Here is a 16,631-nt window from a genome sequence, read left to right on the forward strand (position 1 = left end):
AGGTGGCGTTCAGTATTTGTGCTGCTTATTTGCTAGCTGCGGTTGAAGTAGCTCAGCAGACGAAGAATCTCGGTGTACAGCCACACCAGGGTCACTGCCAGGCCAAGTGCTACGCCCCAGGCGTAGTTGGAAGGAGCACCCTCGCGGATCAGGCGATCAGCCAAGTCGAAGTCGCTGAGGAAGCTCAGCGCAGCAAGGCCGATGCAGACCAGGGAGAACACGATGGCGATGGGGCCGCCGTTGTACAGCGGGTTGGTGCCGGTGAACAGACCCAGCAGCAGGCTGCCCAGGGAGAGCACCAGGACGCCGACGATGGCGCCGGTGAGTACGCGCTGGAACTTCGGGGTGACCTTCACGGCGCCGGTCTTGTAGACCCACAGCATGCCGGCGAATACGCCCACGGTACCGAGCACCGCCTGGCCGATCATCACTGCGGCATTGGAGCCACCAACGGTGACGCCAGCGAACAGACCGGAGATGCCACCAACAAACAGGCCCTCAAATGCGGCGTAGACAAGGGTGACAGTCTTGGAACCGAATTTCTTGCCAAAGCTTGACACGAACACCGTGATCAAACCGCCGAACATACCCACAAAGGTGAGGATGTATGCCAGGCCGGGGCTGGTGAGCAGCAAGCCGAAGTTAATCAAGGCGCCAACCACGATCACGCCGAGGGTGATGGCGGTTTTGGTCACCACATCATCGACGGTCATGGGGCGGTCTGCTACCTGAGACTCTTGGAAACCCTGGTAGGGGTTTTGCTGCATGCCTGGCGCATAGGCGGCCTGCTGGCCGCGCTGCGAGTTCGTGAGCGAGGTCAACACGGGGTTGCTACTGCGCATGGAAAGAACAATTCCTTTCTTTAAGGACGTGCCTCAAGATTTGTCATTAACGTACATTCCTAACAACGCACAAGCATTGCATGGAGTTCCCGAACTCGCCACTTTTCTTTTTGCCTTAGCCAAGCTGGGGCTGCAGGCTTTGGCGCGCAGCCGCAAGCTCAGCTTCGCTCAGCGCCTCCATGGGTGCTTCCCAGGCGTTGCGAGCGATCTGCTCAAGCGTGATTGGTCCTTCTGCTTGCTCCAGGGACAATGCCAGTGCCACCGAGCCTGCGGCCACATCCAAACGGGTGTCGGTACCAGCGGGGATGGTGACGGTGTCGCCCTGAGCAACGAAACGGCAATAACCAGGAGTGGTCACCGTGGCGGTGCCTGCGTAGATCCACATCACGACGTCGGTACGGGCACGGGCAAACATGGTGGACTGGGGCACCGATGGCGCCGGCGCCTGCTTTTTGCCCACACCTGCATGGACGGCGAAGGCTGCGGGAGTAAAGCCGGTGTGACGCTGGAACGCGCGGTTGAGCGAGGAGGCTGCTTGGAACCCAACGCGCTTCGATACCTGCGCTACGGGCAGTCGCTGTTCAAGGAGTGCGATGGCGGCGTGCACGCGTTGGGCGGCTCGCCATTCGCTAAAGATTAAGCCGGTTTCTTTAAGGAACTGGCGCTGCAAGGTACGCGAGCTCACTCCGACTTGTTCTGCAAAGCGCAGCAACGACTTTTGAGATGCCGGGTGGCGGCGGAGTTGGCGCGCTACCGTGCGTGCCTCGGTGGAGGTCGGCATCACCGGTTGATAGGTGGTAGCGCGCACCAGGTTGGAAAGCTCGGGGCTTAATCCCCTACCGCCGATCCGCTGGCGCGAAAACTCGTAGACCATAAAGGAATTCCACTGCACACCGAGGCGCAGACGACGCGGCTGCGCGGCGTCGATAGGGCATGCCATGGGCAGTACGGTGGCTGTTCCTTGCACGTAGCTGCCCTGTGGGGCGATGAGCAGATCGCCGGCGCTCAAGGGCACGAGGCGATCATGGGTGATTAGTGTTGCACTTCCTTCGACGCACCACAGCAGTTGCGTTGTAGTACTGGGGTGCATTGGCACGTTCAGCATGTCCTTGACCTTTCCACAAATATTACAAAGGCAAGGATACCCTAAGCCGGTGAAGGAGTGAAGATAAGCACAGGAAGGGGGTTGAAAAAGATGCACCCACCGCGGCTCTAGCGGTGGCGGGGAGCCACAGACTCCGGCGCACGCTTCGGCTCCGTGGAGTTAAAGGCAGTGGTTGGCTGGTGAAGATGACGGCGTTCCGGAAGATAAGTCCAAGCTCCGGCCTTATAAGGATCCGCCGGTAGAAGGTGATAGACAGCAGTAGCGCTCATCGAAAAAATCCTTTGATCGAGTTGTTGTTTCTTAGACTCGAATCTAAAGGGACAAACTGACCAGGGACTTTCTAAAAGCTGTTAGCAACCTGAAGATTTGGATAAGAATCCATCACGGCGCTACCCCTGCACCGCGGTATAAACGGTGCCCCCAGTGGGACTCGAACCCACACTTGATCGATTTTAAGTCGACTGCCTCTGCCAATTGGGCTATGGGGGCAAGCGCTATTTCAGCGCGTTGAATAGTCTAACCCACGAAGGGGCGCTTCTTCGAAACACCAGGAAAGCTAGGCTTTCGAGCGTTGCTCAAACAATTGAGCCACAATGCCGTCGAGGATGTCTTTTTCGGAAATCACGATGGTATTGGCCGAAGTATTGCGATGAATCATCTCGATGATGCCTTCCACCACCACCGAACCACCGGCAATCACGTCTGCTCGCCCAGGGTGCATCACCGGGTGCAGCAAGCGTTCAGCGGCACTTTCGGCAATCAATTGGCGAGTAATCGTGTGCAAGGACTCGGTGCGCAGCACCGCGTTATGAATTGCTTTAGGGTCATAAGACTCAAGCCCTAAGGCCAAAGCAGCCAAGGTGGTAAACGTGCCGGCGCAACCGACAAAGGTCTGCGCTTGGGTAATAGGCACGATCGTTTCTACCTCTTTGATCCGCTCCGCCACATAATCCTCGGCAATTTCCACCTCGGTGGCCGTTGGCGGATCGCTGCGCATAATGCGTTCGCTCAGGCGAACACAGCCCATGCGTGTTGAATGAGAGCCAAAGATGCTGCCATCGGCATCACCAACCACAAATTCCGTGGAGCCGCCACCGAGATCCATCACACAAAATGGGCCGTCTTGAGGGTCGAGATCTGCCACCGCTCCGCGGAAAGACAGCGCCGCTTCTTCCTCGCCGCTGATCACTTCGGCACGGTAGCCGGGACGGATCCTGCCCAGCAGCGATCCAGTCATGCGGAAGAACTCATCTCGGTTGCTTACATCCCTGCTTGCAGAGGTCGCCACCATGCGCACGGTGGTCACGCCGAGATCTTCCATCGTCTCGACATATTGCTCGAGTGCTACTTGGACTCGCTCTAGGGCCTCGGGGGCGAAAGCACCGGTGGCATCGACGCCTTCTCCAAGGCGCACTACCTTCATCTCGCGGGTGACGTCTGCAATAGAGCCTTCGCGAAGTTCCGAAACCAGCAAGCGAATTGAGTTGGTTCCGCAATCAATGGCTGCGACGCGCGTCATCCATATACTCCTTTAATGTGTTTTAAGCCTTTGGTGCTTCTGCGTGGCTGAAATCAAATTCTTCAAGATCGATGCCAAGGTCTGCACAGCTTGGCCAGTCTTGAGCAATAGCAGTGCCTCGAAGATCGGCATGCTCTGCTGCCATTGCGACGGCTTCGGTACCCAAACGCACATGCTCTGGGCCTTTCGCTAGCGCATAGGCCATCAGCACGTGCAAGCATTTCACACGTTCAGGCATGCCGCCGCCACTGAAATCGGTGCCGAGATCTTCAATGGCATTGCGCTCAGCCAAATATGCCTCATGCGCCTGGCGATAGTCTTCGGCCAATGCTTCATCTTGTTCAAGGCGCTTGGTCATCCACTTCATTACCTGCGCTACCTCAAGCCGCGATGCCTCGGCAGTCAGCCTCGGATCGGTGAGGTAGAAAAGCGTGGGAAATGGGGTGCCATCTTCGAGGCGAGGCGCAGTTTTCACTACTCCGGGTGCCCCGTCGGGGCATCGATAGGCAATTTCGAGCACCCCACGCGGGGTGCGACCTAGTTGCTGTTCAACTGCTTGAAGATCAGTAGCGGAAACACTCATGTCGAACATTCTCACACGCGCGGTGCGTCTTTCACGAATACACCGCGCTGATCGCCAGCCTGAGGGTGAGCGCCTAGGGCGTTGCCTCTTCGGGAGCCGGAGCAATGGGCAGATGCATCTCGGGGTCTTCTTCGGGCGCATCTTCTACCGGTGGGGTAGCCAGTGCTTTCCACAGCACCTTGTACCAAGGCTTCTCGCGATCCAGCGAGGCATCGTCCTCCGCACTGCTGCTATTTGTGTCTTCCAAGGCAGGATCCACAAGGCGGAAGGCCGTTTCTCCTTGCTCTACAAGGCCAAGGCGCAATTTGGCTTGCTCGCGAACATAGGCCTCGTCTTGGTAGCGGTCGATTTCCTCGATGAGCCGCTGTTTTTCCTGCTCTTTGGAGGCAATGGAAGCCTCGACCCGCTTCATCTCAGCTTTTTGCTGCAGATAGGTATTCAACGGGGTGTAGATCATAAAAGAGACAAACACCAGCACGCCTAGCAGTACCAATGCGCGAAGACCACTGAGAGAAAAAGGTGCTTGCAGCCGAAGGCGGCGCTTTTCCGGCTCACTGCGGTTGGCCACCGGCACCGCGCGTTTGCTCTTGATCTTCATAAGGATCTTCATTCTAGCCTCAGCAATAACAAAAGGGGCGTCACCATCGCCGGTGACGCCCCTGAAGTGTTGAGCCTCTTAGGCTAGCTCATGCTTAGGCCTTGAAGCGGGGGAAGGCGGAGCGGCCTGCGTAGACTGCTGCATCGCCGAGCTCTTGCTCGATGCGCAGGAGCTGGTTGTACTTAGCCACACGCTCGGAACGTGCGGGAGCACCGGTCTTGATCTGACCGCAGCCCAATGCGACAGCGAGGTCTGCAATGGTGGTGTCTTCGGTCTCGCCGGAGCGGTGAGACATCATGGTGCGGTAGCCGTTGCGGTGAGCAAGATCAACGGCATCGAAGGTCTCGGTGAGGGTACCGATCTGGTTTACCTTCACCAGCAGTGCGTTAGCGGCCTTCTTGTCGATGCCTTCTTGCAGACGGGCGGGGTTGGTGACGAAGAAGTCGTCGCCAACGAGCTGCACCTTGTCGCCGATAGCGGCGGTCAAGGCGGTGTAGCCCTCCCAGTCGTCTTCCTGCAGCGGATCCTCGATGGAGACGATGGGGTATTCGTCGATAAGCTGCTCGTAGACCTTGGACATTTCTTCGGCGGTGTGCTCGCCACCTTCGAAGTGGTACTTGCCGTCCTTGAAGAACTCAGAGGATGCAACGTCGAGTGCCAAAGCGATATCCTCGCCCGGCTTGAATCCGGCCTTCTCGATTGCCTCGACAATCAGGTCGAGGGCAGCCTTGGTGGAGTCCACGGAGGGAGCGAAGCCACCCTCATCGCCAAGACCGGTGGAAAGGCCCTTGGCCTTAATCACAGACTTCAGTGCGTGGTAGACCTCGGCACCCATGCGCAGGGCGTCGGCGAAGCTTTCAGCACCGATGGGAGCGATCATGAACTCCTGGACGTCAACGCCGGAGTCTGCGTGAGCGCCACCGTTGACGATGTTCATCATGGGAACGGGCAGCAGGTGAGCGTTGGGGCCACCGATGTAGCGGTACAGGGGCAGGCCAGCGGACTCAGCGGCGGCCTTGGCCACAGCCATGGACACACCCAAAATGGCGTTTGCACCCAGGCGAGACTTGTTCTCGGTGCCGTCGAGCTCGATCATGGCCAGGTCGATCAGGCGCTGATCATCAGCCTCGGCACCTGCGATAGCGTCAGCGATTTCCTCGTTAACGTTCTCCACTGCCTTCAGCACACCCTTGCCCAGGTAGCGATCGCCACCATCGCGCAGCTCGTGAGCCTCGTGCACACCGGTGGATGCACCGGAGGGAACGCCGGCAACGCCGTGGGCGCCGTCGTCAAGGAATACTTCTGCTTCTACGGTGGGGTTGCCACGGGAGTCGAGAATCTCGCGTGCAAATACGTGCATAATGTCAGCCACTGTTGGTCTCCTATAGCCGTTGTGGATTCTAGATTCGCCCGCCCTAAAAAAATCAGGACGCGCTCTAGAGCTCAGTTTACGCGGGCTTCGGGCTTCATGCCCCGGTGAAGTAGCTCGAAGTCTCTCACTACGTTCCGAAGCAAGAATGTGGTTTCAAACAATCCTCTTGCCCGAATTCCGTGTTCCTAGCCAATTATGCCAACAATTCGGAAGCTATACCGCCCGATTTTCGTGAGTTTTTACACACTTACGCGAAGAATCCGGAGAATTCGGACACATCCGGAAAAAACCACCGGCCACTGAGGCTATCTTCCCAGGACCCGCAGCCCGACTTCTGTTCAGGCTTAGGCCCGTTGCTCCAAAGCATAGGAAGCCGCGGCGTTGCGGACATTGCGGAGGTATTCCTCTGATTGGTTATAGGCACGGATTGCAGCGGCCCACCCTTGAGGCGTGTCCAGGTCCCCACCCTTGGTGCATAAAAGATTCGCAGCAGAAGCGGCGGCATCGTCGATCTGGTTGGGGTCTGCTACCCCATCGCCATTGGCGTCGCGTCCGTACACGCTCCAGGATTCGGGAATGAACTGCATGGGGCCTACAGCGCGGTCGAATTCATTATCGCCGTCTAGTTTGCCGCCGTCAGTATCTTCTACTCGCGCGAATCCGGGCGATCCATCGAGGGGAACACCAACGATCGGTGGCAGCACATAGCCTTGATCGTCGATGCTTCGGCTACCAAAAAGCTGTCCTGAGTAGCTGCCGTGTCGGGTTTCTACGAAGCCGATGCCGGCGAGGGTGCCCCAGTTGAGGTGGCACTCTGGATAGGACTGCCTGGCAATTAATTCTGCGTTGCCATAGGCGCGCAGCGCGGCTGCTGGAATGCCCGTTGTTTCTGCCAGCGGTTCCGCCCAAAACTGCAACTTATCGCTGGTGCGCCCTGGAGTGTTCACGTCGATCTCGGGCACAGCGGCAGCATCGGCAGGGGGAACGTCTTCTGGCACTTTGTGCCATTGGCGCAAGGAATTCGAATCGTCGATCACCGTGAGCGCCCAGCCCACCAGCGCAATGACCATCACAATCGCAAGCAGTACTACTACTGCACACCCTGCTGCTCCTCGCGCTGATTTCGCCATGGCGAGCTATCCTACCGCAGTTTGCCTTCCTCCCAGAGACGAACCTGCTCATCAGCACTGACTACTTCGGTGGTGCCGTCGAAAAGGTAGGGTGCGCGCTTTTGCAGCTTTGCCACAAAGGCGGCGGCGACGTCGTTGAGGTCAAATGCACCACGTCGATCGGCGATCTCGGCGTGGAAGAGAACCTGCAGGAGGACGTCGGCAAGCTCATTGCAAAGCTGCTCATCGCTGCCGCCTTGTTCAATAACTTCTTTTAACTCGGCGGTTTCTTCTTCGAGATACGACACGAGCGTGGCGTGGGTTTGCAGTTGCTCCCACTCCCCTAGATGCAAGGCGCGTTCCATGGTGCGAATAGCTTGCCCCATCGCCTCATGACGGCTGGGCACTTCGAGGATTTCCTCGCCACGCGCGCGTGCGTCTTGCACGGCCTCTGCATGCTCATCGGTGCTCACAAGGAGCGTGTCTTCTCCAGGGGCGACACAATCGCCGAAATCCCAACGCACGGTCACTGGCACCTCATCGGTGTAGACGACCTGGCCTTTGAGCTTGGGCACAAATTGAAAAGGAATCAGCGTTGGCCATCGGGCGTCTAGGAGCAAAACGGTCATGGGTTCCATGATAGAGCCTGTGGGCAAACGCACCTACCCCCTATTCGCCAAATGCTTATAGGCAAACCTAAGCTAAGCATTAAGGGTTAGTAGAGCCTTAGCTACTCGCCCCTTGTATCTAGCTACCTCAAGTCGCTCCCCTCAAGGAGGAACCTCATGCGTCTATCCCGCCCAGCACTCAGCGTCGCTGCTCTCGCACTTACTGCAACCCTGGCAGCTTGCTCCGGCAATGGCGAGGAAGCCGACACCACCAAGGCATCGTCTTCTGATACCGCCGTTCAGTCTTCCGAGGCTCAGAACGATACTTCGGACAAAGACACGGACACGGACACAGACAAAGCCGATGAAGATTCCGAAGCCCATAAAGCAGCCGTGAATAAGTACACCGAGTACGTTCGTGGCCAAGTTGCCAGCCTCCAAGGTGTTGGCGAGGAATTCATCGCCGCTGTCGAGGCCGGCAATGTTGATGAAGCTAAGCGCCTCTACCCCGTCGCCCGTGAGCCCTATGAGCGCATCGAGCCGGTTGCTGAATCCTTCGGTGACCTCGACGCCCGCATCGACCTGCGCGAGGCAGACCTTGAAGATGGCGATTCCTGGAGCGGCTTCCACAAGATCGAAAAGGATCTCTGGGAGAACAACGAGATCACCGACAGCACCAAGAAGGATGCTCAGCAGCTCGCCAAGGACATCGAGGAACTCGCCCAGAAGGTCGATTCCAAGGATTACTCCTTGAGCGCTGAAGACATCGCCGCCGGTGCACAGGAGCTTCTCGACGAAGTCTCCACCTCCAAGATCACCGGTGAAGAAAACGTCTTCTCCCACACCGACCTCTACGATTTCCAGGCCAACGTCGAAGGCTCCAAGGCAGCCATCGATTCGCTTTCCCCGATCATCTCCGAAACCAAGCCTGAGCTCATCGGTGAGATCCAGGCCGAATTTGGCAAGGTGCAAAGCCTGCTTGGTCAGCTCCGCGAAGGCGACGGCTTTGTCAGCTACGACAAGGTCGACGATGCAAAGCGTAAAGAACTCTCCAGCGCCCTTGACGCCTTGACCGCCAAGGTTGCTCAAGCACAGGAGGCCGTGGAGAAGTGAGCCAGCGAGTAAGTCGGCGAGGTTTTATCACCGGGGCTTCAGCACTCGCGGGAGCCGTTGCAGGCGCAGCCGCCATTGGCACGAGCGCGTGCAGCACCGAAGAGAAGAAATCCAAAGATCACGTGGTGGATTTCCATGGTGCCCACCAGGCTGGCATCACCACCAAACAGCAAGACAGACTGCATTTTGCGGCCTTCGACGTGATCAGTGATAGCCGCGAAGACCTCGCCGACTTACTCAAAACCTGGACCGAAATGGCCAGGCGTATGAGCAAGGGGGAACTGGCAGAACCCGGCGCGATGGAAGAAGTAGGACAGGCCTCCGTGCCTGGAGATTCCGGCGAAGCCTATGATCTTCCCGCCTCCAACCTCACCATCACCGTTGGGTTTGGCCCCTCGCTTTTTGATAAACGCTTCGGTTTGGCCTCTGCTAAACCAAAAGAACTCAAAGATCTGCCCCACTTCGCCGGCGATATGACGCGAAGTGAGATCTCCCGCGGCGATCTTTGTATCCAAGCATGCGCCGATGATCCGCAGGTTGCGGTGCATGCGGTGCGCAACCTCGCCCGCGTTGGCACTGGTGTGGTGGAGGTGCGCTGGTCGCAGCTCGGTTTCGGCCACGCCTCGGCAACCACCAAAGGCCAGCAGACCCCGCGTAATCTCTTCGGCTTTAAAGACGGCACCAATAACGTCAAGGCCGAGGATGAAGATGTGTTGGATCAATACATCTGGGTCAATGACAGCAATAGCTGGTTCGATGGTGGCACTTATTTGATTGCTCGTCGCATTCGTATGCTCATTGAGAACTGGGATCGCCAGGTCTTGCGCGAACAGGAGGCCACCTTCGGGCGCGAAAAGCGCACGGGTGCGCCCTTGGGGGCAGAAGATGAATTCGATGCCTTGCCGCTGGATGCCAGCGATGAGCAGGGCAATCCCGTTGTGCCACTGGATGCGCATTCCCGCCTGGCTTCGCCGGTGGAAAACTCCGGCCACCATATGCTTCGGCGTGCCTATAACTTCACCGATGGCTCCGATGGTTTTGGCCACTTGGATGCGGGCTTGTTTTTCATTGCCATCGTGGCCTCGCCTGAGAAGACCTTTATTCCTATCCAGTCGAAGCTGGCCAAGAAGGACAAGCTCAACGAGTACGTGCGCTATGAATCCTCCTCGATCTTTGCGCTGCCCCCGGGGCTTCGCGATGAGAACGACTGGTGGGGGCGCACGCTGTTCGAGCAAACGGCCTAGCGCAAGCGGAATTTCTTCCTTCTCGCTTCTCGACGCTCCTCCTCGTCGAAGTCATCGCTGCTGACTACCCTCCTGCGCCTCGGCGCGGCAGGGACGCTGGCAGCGGGCGTTCCAGCCACCACGAGCGAGGGCTCGATGGCTGCGCCGCTCACGCTGATCCGATCGACTTCGAACATCGCGGAGAGGAAATCGGCGACCCACTGCAACAGGGCTACGTCGCGAAGCTGCTTATCGCTGATATTTGGCCCCTCTTTGGGCATGCTGAGCTGGATGGCCTTCGCTGCTGCGCGATAGGTAGCCGAAGGCACCAAACGCTTGAGCCTGACCTGCTGAGAATCTTTCAGCTCAACCGGGTGGACCTTGATCCGGGTGCCCTGGATGCCAATATCGCTGATGCCAGCGCTGCGGGCCAGCAGGCGCAAACGAGCCACGGCCAAAAGTCGCGACACCGGCTCGGGTACCTGGCCGTAGCGATCTTCCATCTCCTCAATCACGGCCTGGATATCTGCGGTATTGGCCGCTGCGGCGAGCTTTCTATACACCTCAAGGCGCAGGCGCTCCGCGGCGATATAGTCCTCAGGAATGTGCGCATCGACAGGCAGGTCGATGCGGATTTCTTTCGGCCCCTGCTCGCTGGCGTCTACCACCTTGCCGTCGGCCATGGCGCGGAATGCCTCGACGGCTTCGCCCACCAAGCGCACGTATAAGTCAAAGCCCACTCCGGCGATGTGGCCGGATTGCTCGGCACCTAAGACATTGCCGGCGCCGCGCATCTCCAGGTCTTTCATGGCTACAGCCATACCGGCGCCTAAGTCATTGTTCTGGGCGATGGTAGCCAGACGGTCATAGGAAGTTTCGCTGAGCGTCTGGCCTTTGGGGTACAGGAAGTAGGCATAGCCGCGTTCGCGCGAACGACCCACACGACCACGCAATTGGTGGAGCTGCGAAAGACCCATGTGGTGGGCGTTTTCCACGATCAGGGTGTTGGCGTTGGCGATGTCCAGACCCGTTTCGACAATGGTGGTGCACACCAGCACGTCGTATTCACGGTTCCAGAAACCTTGCACCGTTTGTTCGAGTTGCTCCTCACCCATTTGGCCGTGGGCTACCACGATGCGCGCTTCTGGTACGAGATCGCGCAGTTCCCGGGCCTTCTTTTCAATGGAGGCCACCTTGTTGTGAACGAAAAACACCTGGCCGTCGCGGAGCAGTTCACGTCGAATAGCTGCCGCCACCTGCTTTTCTTCATAGGTGCCCACATAGGTCAAGATGGGGTGGCGATCCTGCGGCGGGGTGAGGATCGTCGACATTTCGCGGATCCCTGCCATCGACATTTCCAGCGTGCGCGGAATCGGGGTGGCCGACATGGTGAGCACATCGACGTGGCTGCGCAAGGCCTTGATGTGTTCCTTGTGCTCCACACCAAAGCGCTGCTCCTCATCGACGATGACCAGCCCGAGGTTTTTCCACTGCACACCGGTTTGCAGGAGGCGGTGCGTGCCGATCACGATGTCGATGGTGCCATCGCTTAAGCCCTTGATCGTCGCTTTTGCATCAGCTTGGGAGGAAAAACGGCTCAACCCACGAATGGTCACCGGGAACCCAGCCATGCGTTCTTCAAAGGTGCTCAAGTGTTGCTGCGCAAGCAAGGTGGTTGGCACCAACACCGCAACCTGTTTGCCGTCTTGTACGGCCTTGAAAGCCGCGCGCACAGCCACCTCGGTTTTGCCGTAGCCAACGTCACCAACAACCACGCGATCCATTGGCGAGGATTTCTCCATATCCTCTTTCACCGCATCGATCGCCAGCATCTGATCTTCGGTTTCTACGAAGGGGAAGTTATCTTCCAATTCCCGCTGCCAGGGGCTATCGGGGGCAAAGGCATGCCCGGGAGCAGCCTGACGCTTGGCATAGAGTTCCACCAATTCCCCGGCAATTTCGCGCACAGCCGCGCGTGCCTTCTTCTTGGTGTTCTTCCAATCGGAGCCACCCATCTTGGATAGGGTGGGCTTTTCGCCACCGACATACTTGCTCAGCATGTCCAGGGCATCCATGGGCACAAAGAGCTGATCAGCCGGTTGGCCACGCTTGGAGGGCGCATACTCCAGCACGATGTATTCGCGGCGGCTGGTTTCATCGCCGGTGCTAATGGTGCGCTCAGTCATGGTGACAAAGCGCCCAATGCCATGGGTTTCATGCACCACGTAGTCGCCGGCCTTCAGTGCCAAAGGATCCACGCGATTACGGCGTTTGGCAGGCCTGCGTTTTGCGCCAGCAATATCACCGACGCGATTACCCGTCAGGTCGGTTTCAGTGATCACCACCAGTGGCAGCGCCTCGGATCCTGCCTTCTTTCGTACCTTGGGGAAGATCAATCCGGCATGGCTTAACGCCTGATAGAGCGTGACTTCTCCTACCGAGGGCTCCCAACCAGGGGTGGCTACTTTGGCTGGAATGCCCTGCTCTGCAAAACGCTGCTGCATACGCTTGATTGCGCCTTGCGCCGGGGCGATAAAGGCAGCGCGCCCACCTGCTTGGGTATGAGCAAGCAGTAAGGACATCATCTCCTCGATCTTGCCCAGATCACCGCGTGGGGTTGGACCGGGCTCAAATTCCAGCGGCAGGGTTGCTTGCTCATCGGCACCGAACATCCCGGGTGGGGCAAACGTCCACCACGGCAAAGCGGCGTTGCGGGCTGCTACTTCGAGTGCTTCATAGCTGCGATAGGAGCTTGCCTCCAAGTCCAGGCCCTGGGCAGCCACTGGCCCATCTGCACCCATGGCGGCGGCCTCCCAACCGGCGGCGAGGAATTCCGCGTCGGTGGCCTTGAGGTCTTCGATGCGCCGACGGATGCGCTCTGGATCCATCACCACCACATGGGTTTGTTCCGGCATCAGCTCCGGCAGGCTCAACATCGGCGTATCTACCAGCGCTGGAATCAATGCCTCCATGCCCGCAGCGGGTTGGCCTTCGGCGATGGTGCTCAGTAATTCCTGCAAGGTGGGGTTGCCCTGGTGCTCTAGGGCTAAGGCCTCGGCACGCTTGGCAATGTCTTGGCTAATGAGCAATTCTCGTGCCGGGAAGATCTCAACCGAATCCAGGGTCATGCCCTGGAATGCGCGCTGGTCTGCCACGGAGAATTCGCGGATCTCGCTTACCTCATCGCCCCAGAATTCGATGCGTACCGGCTGCTCAGCGGTGGTGGGGAAAATATCCAAGATGCCACCGCGGGTGGCAAATTCTCCGCGCTTCGCCACGAGGTCTACATGGCTATAGGCACGGTGTACCAACTCATGGCGCAGGGCGTCGAAGTCGTATTCTTGCTCTGCCTGAATCACCAGCGGGCTGCGCCCGGGGTTTTCGGCCAACAGCGGCTGGCAAAAACCGCGCGCTGCGGTCACGACTACCTGCAGCGTGTCCAGGTGGGCTAATACTTTGGCTCTTTGGCCGATGACATCCGCTGCGGGGCTCAGGCGCTCATGCGGCAGTGTTTCCCAGGCAGGAAACCAGGCCACGCGATCTCCGAGCATGGCTTTGAGCTCGGCGGTGAGGTCTTCTGCGTCGCGGCCAGTGGGCGTGACCACCAGCACCGGGGCGCGGTGAGCAAGCGCTGCGACCGCCCAGGGGCGAACCTGCTCTAAGGCGGTGATGTGCAACGTGGGCTCGCCTACATGGGCAAGCATGCCTTTTAGTTTCGGGTCGGTGGCGGCTACTTTGAGTAGGCCTGCAAGCATGGCTGGCTGCTGAGCCACGGGGGATCTCCTCACTTCAAGGACGCTGCATCAAGGGTGCTGATGGGGCGCCTGCAACGGCGCGCTGTTAGGTGGACTGCTTTAGGGTACTAGCTTCTGCCTCGCTGCTTGCAGGGTCGGCTGCGTTGGCCTGATCTGCAGTATGTGCCTGGCCCAGCGTGCTCGGCGTTTGGCCTTGGCCATGTACCCCAAGCTGCGGGTTTGCTTCCATCCCCGCCAGGCCATTCCAGCAGAGGTTCACAATATGGGCTGCAACCTGTTCTTTGGAGTATTCCTGCGCATCGAGCCACCACTGGGCTGTCATCGACACCATTCCCACGAGCGCTTGGCCGTAAAGCACGGCATTGGCGGGGTCGAGTCCAGAGCGTTCGAAGGCTTTGGCCAGGATATACGAGACTTGGTTGACGGCATCGTTGAGCAAGGTGGAGTAGCTGCGCGGGCGCGATTCGCCTTCGGCCGGCACCATGTCTCGCACGAGGATTTGGAAGCCATCGGTGTCGTTTTCCACATAGCTTAGAAGCGCCAGCACGGCCTGTTCGATGCGTGCTCTGGAGCGCCCCTGGGCCAAGGATTCGGTGATAACCCCTTCGAGATACTGCATCTCGCGATCCACCACCACGGCATACAGGCCTTCTTTGCCGCCGAAATGTTGATACACCACAGGTTTGGAAACCCCGGCGCGCGCAGCGACTTCTTCTACGCTGGCTCCCTCAAATCCACGCTCGGCGAATAAACCACGCCCGATGCTGATGAGCTGTTCCCTGCGTTCGCGACCCGACATTCGCTGCTTACTCATGGCCTCTAAGCGTATCGTGTCCTGGGTGTTTCATAAGCATTGATGATTGTTGTATGCTTATGTCCCGTCGCAAGCGCAAGCTTTTCGACGTTTCCCTGTGGTGTAATTGGCAACACTACGGTTTTTGGTACCGTCATTCTAGGTTCGAGTCCTGGCAGGGAAGCTTCTAGTGGTCGTGCTCAGTGGAGCCGGCCGCTTTTTCTTTTGTATAGGCAGTATCCAATTCCGCCTTCTGCCCTGGTCGGATCTTCATAAACTGACCCATCAACCCCTGATCCTCGTGATACAGCATGTGGCAGTGATACATGTACGGGTAGTGGTTATCGCTGTAGTCACCGAACTCCACCAGCAATTTCACCTTGGCCTTCGGCGGCAAGGTCACCGTATCCTTCCACCCCTCGGTATCGAATTCAGCATCGGTGCCATCCACATCGATCACCTTGAATGCACTGTTGTGGATGTGGAAGTTATGGATCCAGTCATTATTGCCATTGCTCACATGCCAAATTTCCGGCTGATCATGGGCGATCACTAAATCCACACGGTCCATGTCCATGCTTTGACCATTGATCTCAAAGCCATTGAGCTCGAAGTGGCGCTCAATGAGCCCATCGCTATTGGGCGCCGGGCGGGCAACAAAACTCGACGCTACTTTCGACGATCCTTTGAGCTTGTCAGCAGCGCGCAGCAATAACAGATCGTGGGAATCCTCTAACCCGAAATCAGGTGCGAACTCATCCTTGGGCACCCCTAAGTTATCTTTGAAGCCCACCGAACGCAGCATGACCTCTTCGCCCTTGTTCAGCTCCACCACGATTTCTGCGCGTTCTCCCGGTCCGAGCATGATGGAATCAACCTCACGGGGTGCGTCGAAAAGCCCGGTATCGGTGGCGATGTGCTGGAAACGCCTGCCATCTTCAAAGGCCAGGCGGTGAAACCTCATCGTGGATCCATCGAGGATACGAAGGCGCAGGCGCTGAGTCGAGGCCTCGAATACCGGGTCGGCGATGCCATTGACGTGGACGATATTGCCCAGGAGTCCCACATCAGGATCTTCCGTCTCATCCAGGCTGCCATCGTCGTTGATATTGGCGTCCATCAACACGACGGGAATGTCATCAACACCGTATTCATTTGGAAGCCCAAGGCTATTGCTGTGTTCATCGTCGATGATCATCATGCCGGCCAAGCCGCGATACGCCTGGACGCCCGTTTTGCCATGAGGGTGCGGGTGATACCAGATGGTGGCGGCAGGCTGATCCACCTCAAAACTGGCCGTCCACTCCTGCCCCGGATCGATGGGCGAATGCGGCCCACCATCGGCCTTGGCCGGCACAAGCGCGCCATGCCAGTGCACCGAAGTGCGTTCAGAAAGATCGCTGCGCACCTTCAAATCCACCTTGTCGCCGCGGCTCATCTTGATGGTCGGCCCGAGATGCGCGCCATTAAAACCCCAGGTGGGTGTGAATACTCCTGGCAAGATTTCCGAGGTTCCCGTTTGGGCTACCAACAGCGTTGTCAGGCGCTCGCCTTCTGTATCAAAGGTGGCTAAAGGAGGAATAGGCAGGCTACGGCGGGCATCGGGCTCAATCTGCGGCGCCGATTGACGCTGGCTTTGGTCTTGGTCTTGCCCAGCACATGCGGCCAGCACCGCCAATGCTCCCACCGAGGTCGCACCGAGGAATTGTCGTCTACTTGCCCGAATAGCCATCTTTATTCCAAACAAATCATTCGAAGGTAGGTGTTTTTATTCATTCAACCATGCGAGGTGGCAGCAGCGTTAGCCTCCAAGCCACGCCACGGCTTGATCAGCCAGGCCACGAAACGAAGCAGCCTGCTTGGCTGAAAAGCCTTGACGCCAGGCCTAAAAGCCCAAGGTGACAGCCCGCGCTCCCCCAATGCAGGGTGAGGGAATGGCGCGCAGTCATTTATTCTCAGACGTAGCTGCAAACGAGCGAGCAGCAAACAAGTAAGCTCGTGAAAGCGAATA

14 protein-coding genes and 2 tRNA genes are annotated in these 16,631 nt (G+C 58.1%); 3 read left to right on the forward strand and 13 right to left on the reverse strand.

Annotated features, from left to right (window positions below; all coding sequences use genetic code 11):
• Window positions 1–32: 32 nt before the first annotated feature.
• The 10 genes from IEU99_RS07730 to IEU99_RS07775 all read right to left on the reverse strand — a co-directional run bounded on the left by IEU99_RS07730 (window position 33) and on the right by IEU99_RS07775 (window position 7,757).
• Window positions 33–842: a Bax inhibitor-1/YccA family protein gene (locus tag IEU99_RS07730; protein ID WP_128890127.1), complete on the reverse strand. Its 810-nt coding sequence runs from the start codon at window positions 840–842 to the stop codon at window positions 33–35.
• A 115-nt stretch (window positions 843–957) separates the two neighbouring features.
• Window positions 958–1,947, reverse strand: a complete 990-nt coding sequence (locus IEU99_RS07735; RefSeq protein ID WP_128890128.1) for a helix-turn-helix domain-containing protein — start codon at window positions 1,945–1,947, stop codon at window positions 958–960.
• 107 nt (window positions 1,948–2,054) lie between these two features.
• Window positions 2,055–2,216 (reverse strand): hypothetical protein, encoded by a 162-nt coding sequence (locus IEU99_RS07740; RefSeq protein WP_164931166.1) that lies wholly within the window; start codon window positions 2,214–2,216, stop codon window positions 2,055–2,057.
• 146 nt (window positions 2,217–2,362) lie between these two features.
• Window positions 2,363–2,436: transfer RNA gene (locus IEU99_RS07745), tRNA-Leu, on the reverse strand.
• A gap of 67 nt (window positions 2,437–2,503) precedes the next feature.
• Complete coding sequence (locus IEU99_RS07750; protein ID WP_128890129.1) at window positions 2,504–3,466, reverse strand: Ppx/GppA phosphatase family protein; 963 nt, start codon at window positions 3,464–3,466, stop codon at window positions 2,504–2,506.
• 22 nt (window positions 3,467–3,488) lie between these two features.
• Entirely contained in the window at window positions 3,489–4,049 is a 561-nt protein-coding gene (locus IEU99_RS07755; protein ID WP_128890130.1) for a DUF501 domain-containing protein, read from the reverse strand.
• A 73-nt stretch (window positions 4,050–4,122) separates the two neighbouring features.
• Complete coding sequence (locus IEU99_RS07760) at window positions 4,123–4,647, reverse strand: septum formation initiator family protein (protein ID WP_164931167.1); 525 nt, start codon at window positions 4,645–4,647, stop codon at window positions 4,123–4,125.
• Window positions 4,648–4,741: 94 nt separating this feature from the next.
• Window positions 4,742–6,019, reverse strand: a complete 1,278-nt coding sequence (gene eno / locus IEU99_RS07765) for a phosphopyruvate hydratase (protein ID WP_128890132.1) — start codon at window positions 6,017–6,019, stop codon at window positions 4,742–4,744.
• A 344-nt stretch (window positions 6,020–6,363) separates the two neighbouring features.
• Window positions 6,364–7,149: a lytic transglycosylase domain-containing protein gene (locus IEU99_RS07770; RefSeq protein WP_128890133.1), complete on the reverse strand. Its 786-nt coding sequence runs from the start codon at window positions 7,147–7,149 to the stop codon at window positions 6,364–6,366.
• Between the two features lie 11 nt (window positions 7,150–7,160).
• Window positions 7,161–7,757 (reverse strand): MazG nucleotide pyrophosphohydrolase domain-containing protein, encoded by a 597-nt coding sequence (locus IEU99_RS07775; RefSeq protein ID WP_128890134.1) that lies wholly within the window; start codon window positions 7,755–7,757, stop codon window positions 7,161–7,163.
• Between the two features lie 156 nt (window positions 7,758–7,913).
• Between IEU99_RS07775 and efeO the strand changes: the two genes are divergently transcribed.
• Entirely contained in the window at window positions 7,914–8,849 is a 936-nt protein-coding gene (efeO, locus tag IEU99_RS07780; protein WP_128890135.1) for an iron uptake system protein EfeO, read from the forward strand.
• Window positions 8,846–10,093, forward strand: a complete 1,248-nt coding sequence (gene efeB / locus IEU99_RS07785) for an iron uptake transporter deferrochelatase/peroxidase subunit (protein WP_128890136.1) — start codon at window positions 8,846–8,848, stop codon at window positions 10,091–10,093. The genes efeO and efeB overlap by 4 nt, the downstream gene beginning before the upstream one ends.
• On the opposite strand, the gene mfd is transcribed toward efeB, so the two are convergent.
• Window positions 10,090–13,827 carry a transcription-repair coupling factor gene (gene mfd, locus IEU99_RS07790; RefSeq protein WP_128890857.1) on the reverse strand — a complete coding sequence of 1,246 codons (3,738 nt, stop codon included), beginning with the start codon at window positions 13,825–13,827 and terminating at the stop codon, window positions 10,090–10,092. The genes efeB and mfd overlap by 4 nt on opposite strands.
• 85 nt (window positions 13,828–13,912) lie before the next feature.
• On the reverse strand, window positions 13,913–14,641 hold the full coding sequence (locus IEU99_RS07795; protein ID WP_128890137.1) for a TetR/AcrR family transcriptional regulator: 729 nt from the start codon (window positions 14,639–14,641) through the stop codon (window positions 13,913–13,915).
• 91 nt (window positions 14,642–14,732) lie between these two features.
• On the opposite strand from IEU99_RS07795, the gene IEU99_RS07800 reads away from it, so the two are divergent.
• Window positions 14,733–14,804 (forward strand) — tRNA-Gln (locus IEU99_RS07800).
• 3 nt (window positions 14,805–14,807) lie between these two features.
• On the opposite strand, the gene IEU99_RS07805 is transcribed toward IEU99_RS07800, so the two are convergent.
• Complete coding sequence (locus tag IEU99_RS07805; RefSeq protein ID WP_128890138.1) at window positions 14,808–16,352, reverse strand: multicopper oxidase domain-containing protein; 1,545 nt, start codon at window positions 16,350–16,352, stop codon at window positions 14,808–14,810.
• Between the last annotated feature and the right edge of the window lie 279 nt (window positions 16,353–16,631).

Source organism: Corynebacterium pelargi (assembly GCF_014635485.1).
Lineage (GTDB): Bacteria > Actinomycetota > Actinomycetes > Mycobacteriales > Mycobacteriaceae > Corynebacterium > Corynebacterium pelargi.